Annotated in this window: 16 protein-coding genes; 6 read left to right on the top strand and 10 right to left on the bottom strand. The window is 67.7% G+C overall.

Translation table 11 applies throughout. The features are described 5' to 3' along the window. Window positions 1-61: 61 nt before the first annotated feature. From ACFO5K_RS20940 to ACFO5K_RS20930, 3 genes are read left to right on the top strand one after another with little or no spacing between them, the layout of a single operon-like run. A complete protein-coding gene (locus ACFO5K_RS20940) occupies window positions 62-442 on the top strand; it encodes a hypothetical protein (RefSeq protein ID WP_378565532.1) in 381 nt (126 codons plus the stop codon). Window positions 443-477: 35 nt separating this feature from the next. Further along, a complete protein-coding gene (locus ACFO5K_RS20935) occupies window positions 478-1,164 on the top strand; it encodes a hypothetical protein (RefSeq protein ID WP_378565529.1) in 687 nt (228 codons plus the stop codon). 37 nt (window positions 1,165-1,201) lie between these two features. Further along, window positions 1,202-1,828, top strand: coding sequence for a histidine phosphatase family protein (locus ACFO5K_RS20930; protein WP_378565526.1), 627 nt, complete (start codon window positions 1,202-1,204; stop codon window positions 1,826-1,828). A gap of 45 nt (window positions 1,829-1,873) precedes the next feature. Here the strand turns inward: ACFO5K_RS20930 and ACFO5K_RS20925 are convergent, their stop codons facing one another. The 6 genes from ACFO5K_RS20925 to ACFO5K_RS20900 form a co-directional block, all read right to left on the bottom strand. Further along, window positions 1,874-2,773 (bottom strand): cutinase family protein, encoded by a 900-nt coding sequence (locus tag ACFO5K_RS20925; protein WP_378565523.1) that lies wholly within the window; start codon window positions 2,771-2,773, stop codon window positions 1,874-1,876. A gap of 334 nt (window positions 2,774-3,107) precedes the next feature. Further along, a complete protein-coding gene (locus ACFO5K_RS20920; RefSeq protein WP_378565520.1) occupies window positions 3,108-3,479 on the bottom strand; it encodes a hypothetical protein in 372 nt (123 codons plus the stop codon). A gap of 13 nt (window positions 3,480-3,492) precedes the next feature. After that, a complete protein-coding gene (locus tag ACFO5K_RS20915; RefSeq protein WP_378565517.1) occupies window positions 3,493-3,972 on the bottom strand; it encodes a roadblock/LC7 domain-containing protein in 480 nt (159 codons plus the stop codon). A 35-nt stretch (window positions 3,973-4,007) separates the two neighbouring features. After that, the gene (locus ACFO5K_RS20910; protein ID WP_378565514.1) at window positions 4,008-5,144 is read right to left on the bottom strand and encodes a hypothetical protein; all 1,137 of its coding nucleotides are present in this window, start codon (window positions 5,142-5,144) and stop codon (window positions 4,008-4,010) included. Continuing rightward, the gene (locus ACFO5K_RS20905) at window positions 5,141-5,521 is read right to left on the bottom strand and encodes a hypothetical protein (RefSeq protein ID WP_378565511.1); all 381 of its coding nucleotides are present in this window, start codon (window positions 5,519-5,521) and stop codon (window positions 5,141-5,143) included. The genes ACFO5K_RS20910 and ACFO5K_RS20905 overlap by 4 nt, the downstream gene beginning before the upstream one ends. A gap of 349 nt (window positions 5,522-5,870) precedes the next feature. Beyond that, a complete protein-coding gene (locus ACFO5K_RS20900) occupies window positions 5,871-6,497 on the bottom strand; it encodes a tetratricopeptide repeat protein (RefSeq protein WP_378565508.1) in 627 nt (208 codons plus the stop codon). 314 nt (window positions 6,498-6,811) lie between these two features. Between ACFO5K_RS20900 and ACFO5K_RS20895 the strand changes: the two genes are divergently transcribed. Further along, window positions 6,812-7,051 carry a helix-turn-helix domain-containing protein gene (locus ACFO5K_RS20895; RefSeq protein ID WP_378565505.1) on the top strand — a complete coding sequence of 80 codons (240 nt, stop codon included), beginning with the start codon at window positions 6,812-6,814 and terminating at the stop codon, window positions 7,049-7,051. Further along, on the top strand, window positions 7,044-7,694 hold the full coding sequence (locus ACFO5K_RS20890; protein WP_378565502.1) for a HipA N-terminal domain-containing protein: 651 nt from the start codon (window positions 7,044-7,046) through the stop codon (window positions 7,692-7,694). Before ACFO5K_RS20895 ends, ACFO5K_RS20890 begins: the two co-directional genes overlap by 8 nt. A 74-nt stretch (window positions 7,695-7,768) precedes the next feature. On the opposite strand, the gene ACFO5K_RS20885 is transcribed toward ACFO5K_RS20890, so the two are convergent. The 4 genes from ACFO5K_RS20885 to gltB all read right to left on the bottom strand — a co-directional run bounded on the left by ACFO5K_RS20885 (window position 7,769) and on the right by gltB (window position 14,537). Continuing rightward, complete coding sequence (locus tag ACFO5K_RS20885; RefSeq protein WP_378565499.1) at window positions 7,769-8,023, bottom strand: Txe/YoeB family addiction module toxin; 255 nt, start codon at window positions 8,021-8,023, stop codon at window positions 7,769-7,771. Then, a complete protein-coding gene (locus ACFO5K_RS20880; RefSeq protein WP_378565496.1) occupies window positions 8,020-8,271 on the bottom strand; it encodes a type II toxin-antitoxin system Phd/YefM family antitoxin in 252 nt (83 codons plus the stop codon). Before ACFO5K_RS20880 ends, ACFO5K_RS20885 begins: the two co-directional genes overlap by 4 nt. A gap of 136 nt (window positions 8,272-8,407) precedes the next feature. Next, window positions 8,408-9,877, bottom strand: coding sequence for a glutamate synthase subunit beta (locus ACFO5K_RS20875; RefSeq protein ID WP_378565493.1), 1,470 nt, complete (start codon window positions 9,875-9,877; stop codon window positions 8,408-8,410). Further along, the gene (gene gltB, locus ACFO5K_RS20870; RefSeq protein WP_378565490.1) at window positions 9,870-14,537 is read right to left on the bottom strand and encodes a glutamate synthase large subunit; all 4,668 of its coding nucleotides are present in this window, start codon (window positions 14,535-14,537) and stop codon (window positions 9,870-9,872) included. Before gltB ends, ACFO5K_RS20875 begins: the two co-directional genes overlap by 8 nt. Before the next feature lie 917 nt (window positions 14,538-15,454). Between gltB and ACFO5K_RS20865 the strand changes: the two genes are divergently transcribed. Then, the gene (locus ACFO5K_RS20865) at window positions 15,455-17,284 is read left to right on the top strand and encodes a DUF4407 domain-containing protein (RefSeq protein WP_378565487.1); all 1,830 of its coding nucleotides are present in this window, start codon (window positions 15,455-15,457) and stop codon (window positions 17,282-17,284) included. Window positions 17,285-17,805: the final 521 nt, after the last annotated feature.

Here is a 17,805-nt window from a genome sequence, read left to right as displayed (position 1 = left end):
CGTTACTCTCAGAGTCCGGCACCGGGAGGATGCCGGACACGACACCTCGGGATGGGAACACATGTATCTGGACCTGCTCAGCACCGCCGCCCTCGTCGACCCACACGTGGTCACCAGCAGCCTCGACACACTCGCGGGCTCGGACACGGCGGGCACCGTGACCGAGCTGGCCGCCAAGAAGAAGAAGCGCGGCGGCGGCCTGCTGATCATCGGCGGCCTGTGCTGCCTGGTGATCGTGGTGCTCATCGTCGGTGTGGTCTACCTGCTCAAGAACAAGAAGAAGGACGACCAGCCGCCGGCCCAGCCGCCTTACGGTCAGCCGCCCTACGGCGGGCCCGGCCAGGGTGGTCAGCCGCCTTACGGTGGCCCCGGCGAAGGTGGTCAGCCCCCGCACGGTGGTCAGCCGCCCTATGGTGGTCAGCCGCCGTTCGGCAAGCCCTGACCTGATCGCCGGCCTCGCGGCGATATCCTCGCCCGATGACGAGGCAATCCCGCGAGTCCTCGGATCAGCACCTGGTCGCCAAGGGCCTGTCCGCGACCGGTGTCGCCGGGTTGTTCCTGCTGCTGCGCCTGTTCGCGGTCACCGACTACAACTGGAACGCCGCGTTCTCGGTGGCGGGCGCGCTCGGCATCGACGACGTGGCCGCCATGGTGATCGGCACGCTGATGGCCAGTCCCGTACTCGGCGGGATCGCGCTGGCCGTGCTGCTGCCCGAGGCGCTGATCCACCAGATCCGGCTCGGCCGCCCGCGCTGGACCAACGCGGGTAACCTGGCCTGGCTGATCGTAGTGCTGCTGTTCACCGTTTCCCTGCTGTGGACGTTCCGGCTGTGGTGGGTGCTCGGGGTCGCCGCCGTGGTGGGGGCGGCGCTGTATCTGCTGTTGCGGGCAGGCAAGAAGGATCCTGAGGGTTCGCGGTTCGCGCACTGGTTCGTCACCAGTTCCGCGCTCATCGTCACCCTCGCCGCCCTGATCCTCGCCGCGACCGTGCAGGTGCCGTGGGTGGCGCTCGAACACATCCACACCGAGCACGGGCTGGTGAAGGGGTATGTGCTGGAGAATCCGCCCGGATATCTGAAGGTGCTGCTCGACGCGGAACGCGAGATCGTCATCATCGACACCGCCGATGTCACCGGCCGCGAGGAGATCGACCCGGAGCCGTGAGCGCCACCGGCGACCGGAATACGGCACAGTGGTGGTCGTGCAGTTGATTCTCGTGCGTCACGCCCAGCCCGAACGTGTCGTCGGTACCACCGTGGCCGCCGATCCCGGTCTCACCGAGATCGGACGCCGCCAAGCCGAACGTGTGCCGGCGGCGCTGGCCGCGCACGCGATCACCCGCGTGGTCACCAGTCCGCAGCGCCGCGCCCGCGACACCGCCGCACCCACCGCGACCGCGCGCGAACTGCCGGTCGAGGTGATCGAAGATCTGGCCGAGTACGACCGCGACCTGCCCGCCTACATCCCCATCGAAGACGCGAAGACCGAATTCGCCGACGCCTACACCCGCATCAAAGCGGGCCTGCTACCCGAGCAGATCGACGGTCCCGCCTTCACCGCGCGGGTGCTCGGCGCCGTCGACGCCCTGGTGGCCGTCACCCCGCCCACCGAAACGGTGGTCGCCTTCGCCCACGGTGGCGTCATCAATGTGCTGCTCGCCGACATCCTCGGCCTGACCCGCCCACTGACCTTCCCGATCGACTACTGCTCGATCACCCGGGTGCTCTACTCCCGCAGTGGTTCCCGCACCGCGGCCACGATCAACGAGAACGGTCACGTCTGGGACCTGCTCCCCCGCAACCTGACCGGCGCTGCCCCGGCACAGTGAAAGGGCCCGGTGCCGCCATCGCGACACCGGGCCCCACTCACCTGATCAGACGGCCCTGGCGATCCAGTTGTGCATCCAGGTGATGGCGGTGTGGCCACCACCCACCGAGTAACTGCCGTACAGGGTGTGCGCCTGGGACTTGTAGAACTCCTCCAAGTCCTTGGCCCGCTTCTGATTCGCGGAGTCCGAGAGCTGCGCCTGCAGGGTCGGGACGCCGCCGTGCGCCATCAGATCGTTCATGATCGCGCCCGCCTCGAGCTGGTAGCGCCACAGGTTGGCCGGATTGGCGTCCGAGCTCTGGGCCAGGAAACCGGCGAAGCGGGTGACGAAATCGTCGGTGGCGGTGGCGCAGTACAGGTCCTCGACCGCGCAGATCGTCCGGGTGCGGTCGTTGAGCCACCCGAAGCCACCGGGACGCGGACCGCCGGCACCCGCGCCGGGGGCGTGCGGTCCGATCTGGATGTCGGTCGGTGACCGGCGCGGATCCGAGATCAGGCCCACTGCGGCCACCCGGTCCTGTGGGATGCGGCTGATGCCGGTGCCGATCTCGGCCGCGAGATCACCTGCGGCGTCGGCGCCCTGGCTGTAACCCACGAGCGCGACCTCGGTGTTGCCGCAGGCGGCCAGCTTCGCGGTGATCAGCCCACGCGCGGAGTTCACGGCTTGCTTCTTGGAAGCGCCGTACACATCGCCTTCCCACGGAAACGCGGTGGCGGCATAGGTGACGTAGTCGACGTCGGTGTTGCCGGGTAGACCATTGGTGACACCGGACAGCATGCCGGGCCCAGGTTCCTTGTCGTGGCCGGTTTCCCAGGTACCCGGGATGGCCACTACGTACAGATCGGGGCAGCCGGGTGCCGCGCTCGCACTTCCGCTGCCGACCAACATTCCGGACATCATCGCCGCGGACGCTCCCAGGGCCGCGACAACTTTCTTCAACTGCATACCGCTCCAGTTCCACCTTTGCTCTGCCGAAGGCCAGAGCAAACCCCGATACATTTGTGATTACCACCGACCTCGCCGGGGATCACAATAGGCGCACCGGTGCGCCGATGCCACACGAGTCGGGACAACATGTCCGATTTCCGACAGTCCCGATACCCCGGCAACGATGAATCGCGCGTAACAACCCGTCCACCTCGGTAGCAGCACCCCACCCGGCCGAATTTCAAGTGAACAGCGCGGGCAAAGCTGTTGTGTCGGAGTTCATCTCACCCGGTCGCAGCATCGGGGCCGGGCTGGACGGCGCCGCACGGAACGCCGTCGTCGCCCCGCGGAACTACACGTCGAGGTCTTCTTCGATGCCACGCAGGCGGTGACGCGCCATCGCGAGGTTGGCCCGGTTGCGATCGAGGGCGAGGTAGAGAAACAGCCCCTTGGACTTGCGGCCGGTCATCGGACGGATCACGTGGTACTGGCTCGACAGGGTGATCAGCATGTCCTCGATCTCCTCGTTGAGACCGAGCTGTTCGATGGTGCGCAGTTTGGCCCGCACCACCTCGGTGTTGCCGGCCGCGGCGACCTGCAGATCCAAAGACTTGGTGCTGCTGAGCATTCCGAGCGCCATGCCGCTGCTGTAGTCGACGACCGCGGCGCCGATCGCGCCCTCGATCACCATCATGTCCTTGAGCGCCAGATCCATATTCGACATTTCGTGCCTTTCGTCAATCAATCCGCGCCTGGTCGATCCCAGGCGATTGCGCCGCCGCCAGCTGTTCGGCGATGGCGCGAGCTACCGGCCGCGACTCCAGATGGAGGCGGCCGACGTTCACTTCCGGGCCCGCGAGCACGGTCAGCGCGGTGAAACCGGCGGCGTAGATCACCACCTGCCCCTCGGTGCCGTGCACCACGACCTCGTTGAACCCACCGCCGTGCGCGGTGGCCGCCAGCCGATACGACAGCGACAGCTGTGCGGCGGCCAGCGCCGCCATCCCGGCCGGCTCGATGTGGGCGGGCAGGTCGTGTTCGATGAGCATGCCGTCGCTGGAGGCCACCACCGCGCCGGTGAGGTGGGGCACCCGGTCGCGCAACGACTTCAGCTCGGCCTGGACAGCGGGGTTGCCGCGCACAGGTGCGGGGCCGTTGACCGGCCCGGGCGCGTCTCCTGCAGCCGGGGCAACCGGCTTCCGTTCGGGCAGCGGCATCTTGGTCAACCTTCCCCTCCAATCCCCGAGTAGCTTCACGACAGCTCCACCAAGGCGTCCCGGAGCCGGACCAGGACCTCGCGGTCGACTTGCTGCCAGCGCGGCGGCTCGTGACCCGTTTGGGTCACCGAGCTCTCATAGGTCTCGGCGCGCACGGTCTCCTTCCGGGCATGCCTGCCGGATGCTGTCGGGCCCGCGCCGGAGGGGACACGGCGCGGAAGGGCGGGCAAGGACCCGGTGGGCGTCGGCGCGAAGTGGCGACCGGTGATCGGTGCCTGCGCCGAGTAGTGGTCAGGTGTGGGCGCCTCGGACGTCGCCTGGTGGCGTCCTGATGCTGCCGCCTCGGCGGGAGCGAGATCGCACCCCGGTACCGGCGCTTCGGCGGGAGCGGCGACGCGCCCCGGTACCGGCGCCTCGGCGGGAGCGGGGCCTCGACGGGGTGTCTCGGCGGGCGCGAGATCACCACCGGGCGTGAGTGCTTCGGCCGCCCTGAGGTGCCGACCTGGTGTGGGCGCTTCGACCGACTCACCGGTCGCGGGGCGGCGCCTCGGAGCCGGCGGTTCGATCAGGTTCGCGGCGGTGAGGTCGCGGACGGCGACGAGGCAACCGTAGGTGGTGCGGCCCAGGTCGCGGGCGATCTCGGCGATGCTGCGCTCGGCGTCGGCGGCGGCGAGGACTTCGGCTTGGCCCGCGGTGAGCACCACCCGTTTGCGTGGGGCCCGGCGCGCGGGGGCCACCGGCGTCGTGGCCACCATGTCGGCCGACCACGGGCTGTCGCCGGGTCGGCTGCGGCGGGCACATTCGCGCACCAGCGCACGGGGCGCCACCCGGCACACCGGCGCCAGCCAATGCTCCTCGGTGGGCAGGAATTCCGGCTCGTCCGATGTTTCCAGCAGGAAGAAGGCGGCGTCGAATACCGAAAGCCGGGCGAGGGCTTCCAACCGTGGCCGATGCAGCAGCGCACCCGGCTCCCCCGCACCCGCGCGGTGCCAATCTTCGGCGGTGGCGACACCGGCTTCCACGGCCAGCCGGTCCAATCCGATGGTGCGCCGACAGCCTGCCGAGGCGATCGCGCCGCGCGCCAGATGGAATTCTCCGTCGCCCACGCGCAGCACGCCGGTGGAGCCCTGGGCCTCGAGCCGATGCAGTTCTTCGGCGAGCGCGGCGCTCATCGGCCCGCCAATTCTTCGAGAGCCGACCGGAGCTGATAGCGCGCCAGGCCGAGATTGGCCGCATCACCGTCGAAGGCGACGTGCACGAACAGGCGGCCGTCGAAGTCGCCGTCGATCAGATGCAGTAGGTGAAAGCCGTTGGTACGGCACACAACCAGCTCGGTTACGTCGTCGTCGGGTCGCGCCCCGGCCAGCGCGGTGCAGCCGAGCACCGCGCGCACCACATCGGTCGTTCCGGCAGCGTCCTCGTGTTCGTCGACCTGGTCGTGCCCGCCCGCGGCCGCCACCGCCAAGCCGCTGGCGCCGTCCACCAGTGTCACGCTGCGCGCACCGGGAATGTCCATGATGCGTTTGAGGCAGCCGTCGAGAGAATTCACCGCGCCCCCCGGGCCGTCATCGAGTGTTTATCGAAACGAGACGTTATACCCACCCGCTAATCCCCGCATCTCGAACGCGGGAAAATTACTACCGCCAAAATGTTTGCTGGCGGTTGCTGGAAAACCGCTCGGTATCAATACTTTTCAGTAACCTGCCGGTCGATTCGCTAGGTCTTCCCGTCCACCGAGATCAAGCCCCATTTCCAAATCTCAGCGACCACCGGGCGAACTTCGAAAATATCCACTTCGCAGAACTCGCCAATCTTCGCATCGGGTCGCACAGCGCGAAACGCACCGCCGGAGTGCGCGCACGCATCACCCCGGTTCGATACGGAGAAGGACAGTTCGGTCAGCCGGCGGCGCGGCGGTACCAGGTTTCGGCCTCGCGGTGTGCGCCTTGGGATTCCAGTAGGTCGGCCAGGTTCGACATGGCACGGGGGTGGCCGAGATCGGCGGCGCGGCGAAAGCAGCGACGGGCCTCGGTGAGCGCGCCGCGGCGACGCAACAGCAGCCCGAGATTGTTGACGGCGTCGATATCGCCTTGGGCGGCGGCCTCGTCGTACCAGGCTTCGGCGGCGTCGAGCCGGTCGTGGTCCTCGAGCAAGCGGGCCAGGTTGTACATCGCGTCGACGTGGCCGGCCATCGCGGCGTGGTGGTACCAGGTCTCGGCTTCGGCGCGGTCACCACACTGGAAGAGCATCGTGGCCAGATTGAACATGGCGTTGCGGTTTCCCCCGGCGGCCGCGCGCCGATACCAGGACTCGGCCTCGTCGAGCGCACCGAACTGATCGAGCAGCACCGCGAGATTGTTCATCGAACGCGTGTGCCCGGCGGCCGCGGCCTGGCGAAACCAGTACTCGGCGGCCTCGTAATCACTGTGGTCGTGGTAGAAGTGGGCGAGGTTGTGCATGGCGGTACCGTCTCCGCGCTCCGCGGCGCGACGCAGGCTCGCCAACGTTCCCGGCGGCAACGGCACAGCTCCCCCTCGGATCTCCCGTACACCTCGACACGGAAAGTCTATGTGCTGCAGGGAAGATCAGCCACGTCGTTACCGAACCATCTGAAACCCGTTGAGCTCCCGCGCGGTTCACGTCAAACGCACACAACCCGCAAACCTCACATCGCACGCTTCTACCTGGAACGCACAGACACCCACACAGTGGGCGATCTACCCAGACACTACGGCCTGGCCACGCTCAGAGTTTGATGTGCATATCGTAGTCACACCCCTTGACTACAAAAAGGTAGTCAAGTATTTTGACTACTAAATCGTAGTCAGTAGGAGGTGTCGTGGCGTATTCCGGGAAGGTCACCAGTGCCGAATCGCTGGGCAGGATTCTTCAGCAGGCACGGTTACTGAGCGGACTGAGTCAACGTGAGCTAGCCGAACGGCTCGGCACGACGCAGCGCTACATCTGGGAGATCGAGGCCGGTAAGCCCTCGATCTACACCGACCGCCTGTTCGCGATGATGCGGGAGACCGGTATGGAGCTGACCGCAACCATCGACCCGAAGGAAAATCGTGGCTGACCTGGTCGTGGAGCTGTACGAAACCCACATCGGCACCATCACCGGCTCGTGGCGTGACTACGATTTCGTCACCGCCCCGAACGCCATCGAAAAGTTCGGAATCGATAGCACCATTCTGTCGGTAGCGATTCCCCTCGCCGCGATAGCGAACCGGTCCCGCAAGGTAAAGCGGCAGAACTTCTTCCGAGAGCTGCTTCCCGAGGGACGGATGCTCGTCCGGATGGCCGACGAGGCGGGGTGCACCGAGCGCGACACCGTCGGGTTACTCCGACAGTACGGCCGGGATGTCGCCGGGGCCGTGCAGATCTGGGACCCGGACGTTCCCGGCGAACCCAGATCCCCCGCCCTCGAGCCGCTGACCACAACCGGCGTCGCTCGCCTGCTCACGAATGTGCAGGCCAATCCCCTCGGAAACAAGCCGACCGGCGGAAAGACCTCGTTGGCCGGGGTGCAAGACAAGATCGTTCTCGCTCGAACGGCGAACGGATGGAATCGGGTGGTCGACGGCTACCCGTCGACCCACATTCTCGAGCCCGCGTCAGCCGAACATCCGACCCACAACGCTGTCCACCGTGCAGACCGAAATCCCCAACACCAAGGCTCATCCGACGATCGCCGAGGACATAACCCGCTTCACCACTAACCTCCTGTCCGGCCGCGCGGCGGGCGACGACTGACGCGTGGTTCTACCTGGAGTCCACGGCCACCCATACCCTCTCAGTAGTGGAATCGCGCCTGTTGGACGACAACAGTGTCGCCGATGATGACGTAGATCAGGCGATGTTCCTGATTGATGCGTCGCGACCAGGCATTGTCGGCGAGATGTTTGAGCCGTTCCGGTTTTCCGACGCCGTCGTACGGGTCGCGGGTGATGTCGCGAATCAACTCGTTGATCCGCTTCACCATCCGCCGGTCGGTCATCGTCCAGTGGGTGTAGTCATCCCAGCCGTCTTCGGTGAACGTGATCTTCACTCGACCAACGCCCGCTCGGTGTACTCACCGCGGCGGGTCGCTTCGAGGCTGCGCAATAGTCGAGCAGCGTTGGCCGGGCTCGACAGTAGATAGGCGGTTTCCACCATGGCGTCGTAGTCCTCCTTGGACAGCAGAACGGCGTTGCCCTTCTTCGACACGATCTCGATGGCGGTGTGGTCCCGGTTGACCTGCTCGATCAGGGGAAACAGGCTTTTTCGGGCATCGGTGGCGGTCAGCGCGGTAGTCATACATTTACAGTACCACTCTGGTACAGGATTAGGTACCAGTGATGTGAGGTTAGCTGACACGCGGGCACAGCCTCAGTGGTGCGACGCAAAGCGCCCGCGAACCGAGGGTTCGCGGGCGCTTCGGGAATGCGGACGACTACCGCTGGGCGACAGCGGTCGGGGCGATCGGGGCCGGCAGCGCCGATTCGCCTTCCAGGAACTTGTCGACGGCCGACGCAGCGGCGCGGCCTTCGGCGATGGCCCACACGATCAGCGACTGGCCACGGCCCATGTCACCGGCGACGAAGACGCCGGGGATGTTGGTGGCCCAGTTCTTGTCGCGCTGCACGTTGCCGCGGCCGTCGTAGCCGACGCCGAGGTCGGTGAGCAGGCCGGGCTTCTGCGGGCCGACGAAGCCCATGGCCAACAGCACCAGGTCGGCTTCGAGGGTGAAGTCGGTGCCCTCGACCTTCTCGAAACGGCCGTTCGACATCTGGACCTCGTGGGCCTCGAGACCGGTCACCTTGCCGTCTTTGCCGACGAAGCGTTCGGTGTTCACCGAGAACACGCGCTCGCCGCCCTCTTCGTGCGCCGAGGAAACCCGGTACATGAGGGGGTAGGTCGGCCACGGGGTGGAGCCGGCGCGCTCCTCCGGCGGACGGGGCATGATCTCGAACTGGTGGACGGTCTCGGCACCGTGGCGGTGCGAGGTGCCCAGGCAGTCGGCGCCGGTGTCGCCACCGCCGATGATGACGACCTTCTTGCCCTTGGCGTGAATCGGCGGCAGGCCGTCCTCGTCGGTGATGTCGTCGCCGAGCTGCACCCGGTTGGACAGCGGCAGGAACTCCATCGCCTGGTGGATGCCGTCGAGCTCGCGGCCCGGGATCGGCAGGTCACGGGCGATGGTGGCGCCACCGGCGAGCACGATCGCGTCGAAACGCTCACGCAGCTGCTCGGCGGTGATGTCGACACCCACATTGACGCCCGGCTTGAAGATGGTGCCTTCGGCTTCCATCTGCGCCAGCCGCCGGTCGATGACCGACTTCTCCATCTTGAATTCCGGGATGCCGTAACGCATCAGGCCACCGATGCGGTCGTCACGCTCGAACACGGTGACGGTGTGACCGGCGCGGGTGAGCTGCTGGGCGGCGGCCAGACCGGCCGGGCCCGAACCGACGACGGCGATCTTCTTGCCGGTCAGGCGGGTGGGGTACACCGGGCTGACCCAGCCCTCGTCGAAGGCGTTCTCGATGAGCTCGACCTCGACCTGCTTGATGGTGACCGGCTGCTGGTTGATGCCGAGCACGCAGGACGCCTCGCACGGTGCGGGGCACAGCCGCCCGGTGAACTCCGGGAAGTTGTTGGTGGCGTGCAGACGGTCGATGCCCTCACGCCAGGCGCCCCGGTACACCAGGTCGTTCCACTCGGGGATCAGGTTCCCCAGCGGACAACCCTGGTGGCAGAAGGGGATACCGCAGTCCATACAGCGGCTGGCCTGCTTCTGCAGGGTGTCATGGGAGAACTTGTCCTCGTAGACCTCTTTCCAGTCGAGCAGTCGCAGATCGACCGGACGACGGGTGGGAAGTTCCCGCGAGGTGTGCTTCAAAAATCCCTGTGGGTCAGCCACGAGCCGCCTCCATAATCGCCTCGTCCACGTCCTTGCCGCTCTTCTCGGCTTCGGAGATGGCGAGCAGAACCTTCTTGTATTCGCGGGGCATGACCTTCACGAAGTGGTTCACCTGCTGGGACCAGTCGCTCAGGATGCGTTCGGCCACAGCCGAACCCGTCTCGTCGCGATGGGTGGTGATGATGTCGCGCAGCCAGGTGAAGTCGTCACCGGAGAGCTGCTCGATGGCGTCGGCCTGCGCCGGGTTGACGCGCTCGGCGAGCGTGGCGTCGGGGTCGTAGACGAACGCGACACCACCCGACATACCGGCACCGAGGTTGCGGCCGGTGCCACCGAGGATGACCACCCGGCCACCGGTCATGTACTCGAGCGCGTGGTCGCCCACACCCTCGACGACCGCGGTGGCGCCGGAGTTGCGTACGGCGAACCGTTCGCCGACCACACCGTTGATCAGGATGCGGCCGCTGGTGGCGCCGAACATGATCACGTTGCCCGCGATGATGTTGTCCTCGGCGACGAAGCCTTCCGGCGCGGTGAGCGACGGCCGGACCACGATGTGACCGCCGGACAGGCCCTTGCCGACGTAGTCGTTGGCGTCACCCTGCACGCGCAGGGTGATACCGGCTGGGACGAACGCGCCGAAGCTGTTGCCCGCCGAACCGTTGAAGGTGATGTCGATGGTGTCGTCGGGCAGGCCGGCGCCACCGTAGAGCTTGGTCACCTCGTGGCCGAGCATGGTGCCGACCGTGCGGTTCACGTTGGTGATCTTGGTTTCGATCTGCACCGCCTGACCACGCTCGAGCGCGGGCGCGGCCTGCGCGATCAGCTCGTTGTCCAGGGCCTTGTCCAGACCGTGGTCCTGGGTGGTGGTGCACCGGGTGTCCTGGTTCATGAACGCCGTCTCCGGCATGTCCAGGATCGGCGACAGGTCCAGCTTGGCGGCCTTGAAGTGCGCCTTGGCCTTGGCGGTGTCGAGCAGGTCGACCCGGCCCACGGCCTCGTCGAGGGTGCGGAAGCCCAGCTCGGCGAGCAGCTCACGCACTTCCTCGGCGATGAACATCATGAAGTTCTCGACGAACTCGGCCTTGCCGGTGAACCGCTCGCGCAGCACCGGGTTCTGGGTGGCGATACCCACCGGGCAGGTGTCGAGGTGGCACACGCGCATCATCACGCAGCCCGAGACCACCAGCGGAGCGGTCGCGAAACCGTACTCCTCGGCGCCGAGCAGCGCGGCGATCATCACGTCGCGGCCGGTCTTCATCTGACCGTCCACCTGGACGACGATGCGGTCACGCAGGCCGTTGAGCAGCAGGGTCTGCTGGGTCTCGGCCAGGCCGAGCTCCCAGGGACCACCCGCGTGCTTGAGCGAGGTGAGCGGGGAGGCACCGGTGCCGCCGTCGTGGCCCGAGATGAGCACCACGTCGGCGTGCGCCTTCGACACACCGGTCGCGACCGTGCCGACACCCGGCTCGGCGACAAGTTTCACGTGAATCCGAGCCTGCGGGTTCGCGTTCTTCAGGTCGTGGATCAGCTGGGCCAGATCCTCGATCGAGTAGATGTCGTGGTGCGGCGGCGGCGAGATCAGGCCGACACCCGGCGTGGAGTGCCGCACCTCGGCGACCCACGGGTACACCTTGTGCGCCGGCAGCTGACCGCCCTCGCCCGGCTTGGCGCCCTGGGCCATCTTGATCTGGATGTCGGTGGCGTTGGTCAGGTAGTGCGCGGTGACGCCGAAGCGACCCGAAGCGACCTGCTTGATCGCCGAACGACGCCAGTCACCGTTGTCCTCCACCTCGAAGCGAGCGGGGCTCTCGCCGCCCTCACCGGAGTTGGAGCGGCCACCCAGGCGGTTCATCGCGATCGCGAGGGTCTCGTGCGCCTCGGCGGAGATGGAGCCGTAGCTCATCGCGCCGGTGGAGAAACGCTTCACGATCTCACTGGCCGGCTCGACCTCGTCGATCGAGATCGACGCGCGCCGGCCCTTCTTGAACTTGAACAGACCACGCAGCGCGGCCAGCCGCTCGGACTGGTCGTCGATCAGCTTGGTGTACTCCTTGAAGATCGAGTACTGACCGGTGCGGGTGGCGTGCTGGAGCTTGAACACCGTGTCCGGGTTGAACAGGTGGTACTCGCCCTCACGCCGCCACTGGTATTCGCCACCGACCTCGAGCTCACGGTGGGCGCGCTCGTTGCGGTTCTCCAGGAACGCGGTGCGGTGCCGGGTGGCCACCTCTTCGGCGATCTCGTCGAGACCGATGCCGCCCAGCGGGGAGCGCAGACCGGTGAAGTACTGGTCGACCAGTTCCTGCGACAGGCCGATGACCTGGTACAGCTGGGCGCCGTTGTAGGAGGCGAGGGTGGAGATGCCCATCTTCGACATCACCTTGAGCACGCCGTTGCTGCCCGCGGTGCAGTAGTTCGACACGGCGGTGCGGAAGTCGGCGGCCCGGTCACCGGTGCTGTCGGGCATCTGCAGCGAACCACGCTCGAGCATGTCCTCGATGGTCTCGAAGGCCATGTAGGGGTTGATCGCGGCGGCGCCGAAGCCGACGAGGGCGGCCATGTGGTGCACCTCGCGGGCGTCACCGGCCTCCACGACCAGGCCGACCATGGTGCGGGTGCGTTCGCGCACCAGGTGGTGGTGCACCGAGGAGGTGAGCAGCAGCGACGGGATCGGTGCCAGCTTCTCGTTGGACTCGCGGTCCGAGAGCACGATGATGCGCGCGCCACCGTCGATGGCGGCCGAGACCTGGGTGTTGATGGCCTCCAGGGCCTTGCGCAGACCCTCGCCGCCCGCGGCGACCGGGTACAGGCCGCGCACGATCACCGAACGCAGGCCGGGATGGCTGCCGTCGTCGTTGATGTGCACGAGCTTGGCCAGCTCGTCGTTGTCCAGGATCGGCTGCTCGAGCGCGATCTGGCGGCACGACTCGGGTCCGGGGTGCAGCAGGTCGGCCTCGGGGCCGAGGTTGCGCTTGAGACTGGTGACGACACGCTCGCGGATGGCGTCCAACGGCGGGTTGGTGACCTGCGCGAACAGCTGCGAGAAGTAGTCGAACAGCAGGCGCGACCGGTTCGACAGCACCGCGATCGGGGTGTCGGTACCCATCGAGCCCAGGGCCTCACCGCCGGTCTTGGCCATCGGTGAGATGAGCAGGTTCAGGTCCTCGGTGGTGTATCCGAAGATCTGCTGGCGGATCAGCACGCGGTCGTGCGACATGTGCACGTGCGGGCGATCGGGCAGGTCGGCCAGGCGGCTCTCGCCGGCGTCGAGCCATTCCTGGTACGGCTGCGCCGCGGCCAGCTCGGACTTGATCTCGGCGTCGGTGACGATGCGGCCCTGCTCGGTGTCGACCAGGAACATCTTGCCCGGCTGCAGGCGGATCTTCTGGACCACGGTGGCGGGGTCGATGTCGAGCACGCCGACCTCGGAGGCCAGCACGACCAGGCCGTCCTCGGTGACCCAGATGCGACCGGGACGCAGACCGTTGCGGTCGAGCACGGCGCCGATCTTCTTGCCGTCGGAGAAGCAGACCGCGGCCGGGCCGTCCCAGGGCTCCATCAGCATCGAGTGGTACTCGTAGAACGCCCGCAGCGCGGGGTCCATGTTCTCGTTTCGCTCCCACGCCTCGGGAATCATCATCATGATGGCGTGGTGCAGGTCGCGACCACCCAGGTGCAGCAGCTCCAGCACCTCGTCGAAGCGCGCGGTGTCGCTGGCGCCCGGGGTGCACACGGGGAAGATCTTGTGCAGGCGATTGTTGCCCGCCTCGTCCTTGCCGAACACGTCCGAACGCAGCAGCGCCTCGCGCGCCCGCATCCAGTTCTCGTTGCCGGTGACGGTGTTGATCTCACCGTTGTGGGCGACCCGGCGGAACGGGTGCGCCAGCGGCCACGAGGGGAAGGTGTTGGTGGAGAAGCGCGAGTGCACGATGCCGATGGCCGACTCGACGCGCTCGTCCTGCAGGTCCAGGTAGAACGCCCGCAGCTGGGGCGTGGTGAACATGCCCTTGTAGATGAAGGTCTCGCCGGACAGGCTCGGGAAGTACACCGACTCCTTGCCGACCGCGCCCTCACCGGGGCCCGCGTTGCCGAGCTCGTGCTCGATGCGCTTGCGGATCACGTAGGCGCGGCGCTCGAGGTCCATGCCCGAGAGCTGCTCGGCCGAGTTCTTCGGCGAGGCGATGAACAGCTGGCGGAAGGTCGGCATCGCGTCGCGGGCCAGGGCGCCGAGGGAGGACTCGTCGATCGGCACCTCGCGCCAGCCGAGCACGCTCATGCCCTCTTCGACGACGATCTTCTCGACGCCGTAGGCGGCGCGCGCGGCTTCGCGGCGAGCCTGCGGCAGGAAGGCGATACCCGTGGCGTAGGAACCGGCCGGGGGCAGTTCGAAGGGCGCGGCGCTCTCGGCCACGATCGCCCGGAAGAACCTGTCCGGAAGCTGGATCAGGATGCCCGCGCCGTCGCCGGAGTTCGGCTCCGCACCCGCGGCACCGCGGTGCTCGAGGTTCAGCAGTGCCGTGATTGCCTTGTCGACGATGTCTCGACTGCGTCGTCCGTGCATATCGGCGACGAACGCGACGCCGCAGGCGTCGTGCTCGAATGCCGGATCGTAGAGTCCGGTGACTCCGGGTGACCTGTGGCCAGGAAGTTGCGTCATGCCTCTGCCTTCAAGAAAGTCGGCTGTCGATGAGATCGGCCGCTCAGCGTGCTGAGTGGGGCCCTTCGTCGTTTCGCCTCCGTCAAGACTGCGTCCGTACTGACCGAAAAACCAGCTGCGATGATGGTTTTACGGCGTGCAGCCACGTCTCCAGTTGTCCACCCGCTTCGTTGACGTAGTGGGTGCTCAGAGGTAACGGGACATTGGCACATCCCTCACCTCCGCGCGGGGTTTCACTAGCTGGTCTCGGCCCGGTTTCACCGGACCCCGAACAGGTGATAGCGCCGAACATGGGTGCGTTCGGCATAAGAGCAAACGATAAGTCAGACCGCAGACCCAACCAACTAAGGTTGTGCTAAGTAACCTCTCTAGCTGGGCTTTGTAGCAGCCGCCTACTTCGTCGCGCGTGTCGTCCAGTGTAAAGCAGAAAAGGGCCTCGATCGATCCCGCATAACCGGGGCCTACCTGCGTGAACACGGTGGACGAGCAGGGTCGGAACGGCCGTCGGCTCGGAACCGAAAGCTGAACTCACCTGCACCGCAGCAGATTTCCCCGGCAAAGCGCAGGTCAAACCTATCGATCCCGCTAACCGAGGTCAGGGTCGGTGAGATATTCCCGACAACGGCCCCGACATGCTTTGGTAGTCAGCCGACCGTACGGTCTGTAGCACTTCGGTTGTGCCACAGCACACAGCTGGCAAACACCCGGCAGTGTCCTTCGACACAAGCGGGGCGCCCGGTCCGGCTCGCCGGAGCCGACACACCGCGTCGACATGCGGATCCGCGCTCGGCGCCGGTGCCACGTCGATGCGTCGATCCACGGCCTGTGAGGCTGACCACAAACACCGCTCCGGCACTCGGTGTGGCGGCGCCCGGCCTGTCACGCTGACAGCACGAATCCATACCCGGGGAGAAGCTATGACCGGCACACTCGCCTGGCTCGGCGGCGGACTCGCCGCGCCCCTGCGTGCCGCGCACGGCGCCGAATCGCTGCGCCGCCAAGAACACGCCGGCTATGTCGTCACCGGTGCCGCCGTGCTGCTGTTCGCCGTGGTCGCCGGCCTCGTCACCGCCGCCGCCCTGGCCACCGCCGCGGGGATCAGCGCGGTCTTCGTCATCGCGGTCGCCGTACTCGTCACGGTCGCGACGGGGGCGCTCGGACGCGCGCTGGCCACCGCCCGACTCGGCGACGCGGACCGGCGCGGCACGGCGGCCCGGATCGGCGTGGGCGTGCTGGCCGGGGCGTTCGTCGCCGAACTGGCCGCCACTGTCCTGCTCGGCGGCACCGTCGACCGGGAGCTGGACGTGCGCGCGCAGGCCGACGCCGAACACGCGCCCGTCGTCGTCGCCGCCCGCGCCGAACTGGACCGGGCCACCGCCGAACGCACCGCCCTCGACGTGCGCATCGCCGAAGCGCAGGCCGACATCGACCACGCGCTGGTGATCGCGCGCTGCGAATACAACCCGACCCCGCAGTGCCCCCAGACCAGGATCACCGGCGTGCCCGGGCGCGGCCCGGAAAGCCGGACCGCCAACGACATGCTCGACGACGCCCGCCGCCAGCTCGCCGCGGCCCAGGCCCGCATCGAAGGGCTCGACCAGCAGGTACGCACCGAGACCGCCGACCTGGCCACGGCCCGCGACACCGCCTTCGCCGCGGGTGACCGCGGCATCGGCGCCCGCTGGCTGGCGATGAACAGCTACACCAGCGACCACATCGGCGCCGCCACGCTGCGCCTGCTGCTGCTCGTCGCCGCCGTGCTGCTGGCCCTGCTGCCTTTGCTGCTGCGCTGGTGGCGCGGCGAAACCGCGCTAGATCGCCGCGTCGGCGCCGACGAAGTCGCCGACCGGGCCGAACGCAGCGCCGACGCCGCCATCGCGGTGAAGCGCGCCGAGGTCCGCACCGAGGCGGCCACGCTGCGCGCCGAGCACGAGCTCACCGCCGCGCAACTGGCCATCGAAGCCGATACCGTGATCGATCGAGAACGTCAGCGCACCAGGATCATCGCCGCGATCGGCGGTTTCGAGCTCGGGTTCACCGAGCCGCATCGAAAGGACGACTCCGTGGCTCTGGAGCCGAACGTGCCATCGCAGCTGCCCGCCGGATACCACCCGCAGGTGCTGCCGCAGGCGAACCGACCGCAGGCGGGCGCCCTGATGCCCGCCCAGCAGCCACCGCAGCAGCCCGCCCCCGCGCAGGCGCCGACCGGTGGTGGTGGCCTCGAGCTGCCGATCATCGGCACCGTGCCGTTCACCGACACCGCCGCACGCTGGATCCGCCCGCTGGTCCCCTCCTTCGTGGCCAACGCGCTCGACTCGGCCACCCACCCGCTGCGGACCGCGAAGCAGGCTTTCGAGGAGGTGGAGGAGGTGACCTTCACGCTGCGCCGCAGTCGCAAGGTCACCGTCGACACCCAGGACTCGCAGCAGCCGCAGCCGGGGTATCAGTTGCCCACGGGTCAGCCGGTGCAGGGCTACCTGCCGGCCGGGCACCCGCAGCAGTACCAGCCCTACGCCCAGCAGCAGTACCAGCCCTACGCGCAGGAACTCGCCTCGAACGTGGTCGACCCGCCCGCGAGCCGCTACCACCCGGACCCGCGCCAATACCAGCCCGCACCGAACTACAGCGCGCTACCCGCGGGCCAGGGCACCGGCCTGCCCGCCGCCGACGGACACGGCGAGCTGACCGGCCGCGACGCCAACGAACTTCCCGGCGGCAACCCACGTCAGCTGCCGCCCGCGCGCTGATCACCCGTCCGAGCCGCACCCGGACGGGCCAGCGCGGTGCCTGCCTGCACGCGGGTTGGGCACCTGCCGCGGCAGCCAGCACGGCGACTGCTGCACCTAGGTTGCGCACCTCCCGCGGCAGCCAGCGCGGTGCCTGCCTGCACCCGGGTTGCGCACCTCCCGCGGCAGCCAGCACGGCGACTGCTGCACCCGGGTTACGCACCTCCCGCGGCAGCCAGCACGGCGACTGCTGCACCCGGGTTACGCACCTCCCGCGGCAGCCAGCGCGGCGACTGCCTGCACCCGGGTTACGCGCCTGCCGCAGCGGCCAGCACGGCGACTACCTGCACCCGGGTTACGCGCCTGCCGCAGCGGCCGGCGCGGTGCCCGCCAGGTTGCGGACCGCACCCGGACGCGCACGGACCTGCCCGTGTTCAGTGGACACCTGTACTCCTGAATCCGAGCCAGGCTCGGCTCCGGTGGCCGATCACAGTCAAAGCCCTGAACTGTGTACTTGACCGCCTGAAAGCAGGTGACCTGGA

The sequence above is a fragment of the Nocardia halotolerans genome (assembly GCF_042650145.1).
Lineage (GTDB): Bacteria > Actinomycetota > Actinomycetes > Mycobacteriales > Mycobacteriaceae > Nocardia > Nocardia halotolerans.
The sequence above is the reverse complement of the archived record's forward strand: the minus strand, read 5'-3'. Positions and strand labels throughout refer to the sequence as shown.